2 protein-coding genes are annotated in these 2363 nt (G+C 67.0%); both read left to right on the forward strand.

The features are described 5' to 3' along the window. The first annotated feature begins 485 nt into the window (after positions 1–485). Positions 486–1589: an SGNH/GDSL hydrolase family protein gene (locus tag VFL64_RS08370; RefSeq protein WP_489539919.1), complete on the forward strand. Its 1104-nt coding sequence runs from the start codon at positions 486–488 to the stop codon at positions 1587–1589. Between the two features lie 20 nt (positions 1590–1609). Next, positions 1610–2296 carry a hypothetical protein gene (locus VFL64_RS08375; protein WP_489539920.1) on the forward strand — a complete coding sequence of 229 codons (687 nt, stop codon included), beginning with the start codon at positions 1610–1612 and terminating at the stop codon, positions 2294–2296. Positions 2297–2363: the final 67 nt, after the last annotated feature.

A 2363-nucleotide genomic window follows, 5' to 3' on the forward strand; every position in this document is an offset into this window, starting at 1 on the left:
TGGACCAACTTCGCCAAGACCGGCAACCCCAGCACGACGAGCCTGACCTGGCCGGCCTACACGGTGGCCAACGACAGCTTCGTCGAGGTCGGCCCGGCGCCTGCCGCCGCGGTGCGCACCGGCCTGGCGGCGGCCGTGCAGTAAGAGAAGGCGTCATCCGCTCTCCGTTCACGAGGCCCTGCGGGGCCTCTTTTTTTGGACGCATGTCCACTTAATTCGAAAGGCGAGCCGATCATGCCAAGAGAGAAAACCCTGGGAAGTGCGGTAAGTCGTTGAAAGAAATGAATTTGACCTGAACGATGAGGCGGCAGTCGCTGGGCGACCCGTCGCCGGCCTCCTCGTTTTCCCTCAATTAGTGGACAGTCGTGCACTATTTAACTAGATTGCAGCCTGCGGAATACCAAGCCGCGGTCAGGCCGGCCTCGCGGATTGGGGCGTCCTGGTTCCACGACAAATCCAAATCGCAAGACTCCGAGGAGACACACATGACGACTTGCATTCCCGCGCAGCGTTTGCGCACCGTTCTGCGCGCCCTGCTGCCCGCCGTGGCCCTGATGGCCGTGGGTGCCGACGCGGTGGCGAGCACCATCACCCAGAACGCTTCCTGGACCGTCGACCGGTCGCTCACCACCACCAAGTACCGTGTCGTGGCCTATGGCGACTCGATCTTCGCGGGCTTCAACACCGGCGTGACCAGCGTCGCCAAGTACTCCGCCCCCACCGTGCAGGCCGACTACCTGTCGGTGCTGTGGAAGGCCGACATCGAGAGCATCCGCCGCACCAAGTCGGGCGCCCTGGCCAAGGACATCTACGACAACAAGATCGTCGCCGAGCGCGCGTACATGCAGAACAGCAGCACCCGCGTGGTCGCCTTCGAGATGTGCGGCAACGACGGCCTGCAGAACCGCGCCGACTTCAACTCGCAGAGCGGCACCTGCAGCTACACCAAGCTCGAATCGGGCACCGAGAGTTGCCGCACGCATGTGGCCAAGGCCATGGACTACATCAACGCCAACGCCTACTCCGGCGTCAAGCTCAAGATCATCGGCAACCTGCACTACCCCGGCCTCGACGCGTACAACAAGATCAGCTCCTGCAAGGACGCGAGCACCGGCAAGGGCGTCAACATCTCCGAGATGATGCTGCGCTACGCCGCCCGCGTGAACTGGCTGATGGGCGACTACGCCCGCCAGAAGGGCTTCGTGTACGTGGACAACTTCGCCATGTACCACGCCGCCGACTACGACACCAACGGTGACGGCCTCGTCGACTCCGAAGCCATCAAGTACGTGCCGGGCGAGAGCGAGTCGGCCTACGTGACCCGCATCACGCAGACGCTGCGCTCGACCATCCGCGATGCCAACGTCAAGGGCATCAGTGCCGGCACCACCTACGACTACATCCAGTCCGACGACATCCACCCGACCTACACCGGCGGCAATGTCTCCACCGGCCTGACGGGCACGGCCTCCGGCTCGGCATCCCCGCGCTACAGCTCGTTCACCGACGGCAAGAGCCCGATCTGGAACCGCTACGCGCACGAGCGCTCGGGCTGGGCCATGTCGGTCAGCAACCCGACGGCTCCCTGAGGCCGGGGCAAGGCGGCGCCATGAACGAACCGAGTCGCAGCGGCCCGCAGAGGCCCACCGACCCGGCCACCGAAAGCCGGGCCTTTGGTCCGGCCTTCGGCTACCTCGTTCTGGCGCTGCTTGTGGTGGCGGGCAGCATTGGCTACTGGGTGAGCCAGGCCGAGGAGCCGGTCCGCGTGGCGAGCAGCAGCGAGGTCTTTCCGTCGGCGTGGCGCGAGCCGGCGCCGGTCGACGAGTCGGCCTCCGAGCCGGAGCGCGCGGCAAGCAGCGCGGCCGCCGTGGCGCGGCCTGTCGCCCGCATGCGCGATCCCGAGGGTGACCAGACCCCCGACCTGCGCGACTACCTCAACGCCGGCGAGAACCCGTCGATGGCCGAGGTGCTCGACCGCCTGCACCGGGCGGGCGTCTACACCGGCATCGGCGCCTTCTCGCCGCCTGGCACCAGCCCGCCGCTGGTGGGCATTGCCGTGCCGGAAGACTTTGCGCTCCCCGAGGGCTATGTGCGCCACTACCAGACGACCGACGATGGCCAGGCCATCGAACCCATCCTGATGTACGCGCCGGACCGCCAGTTCGTCGACGGCGCAGGCCGCCCGATCGAGATCCCCAAGGACCGCGTCGTGCGGCCGGAAGCGGCGCCGCCTGGCCTGGCCAACCGGCGCATCGTGATCCCCGCACCGGTCGAAGCGGACCGGCCCGGGACGTGAACCCCCCGCCCTTCCTGTCCCGACCCGGCGTTCGCGCAGGGGCCGGCGTTCTCTTGAGCGCCGTGTT

Origin of the sequence: Rhizobacter sp. (assembly GCF_035702065.1) — a bacterium.
Classification (GTDB): domain Bacteria; phylum Pseudomonadota; class Gammaproteobacteria; order Burkholderiales; family Burkholderiaceae_C; genus Rhizobacter.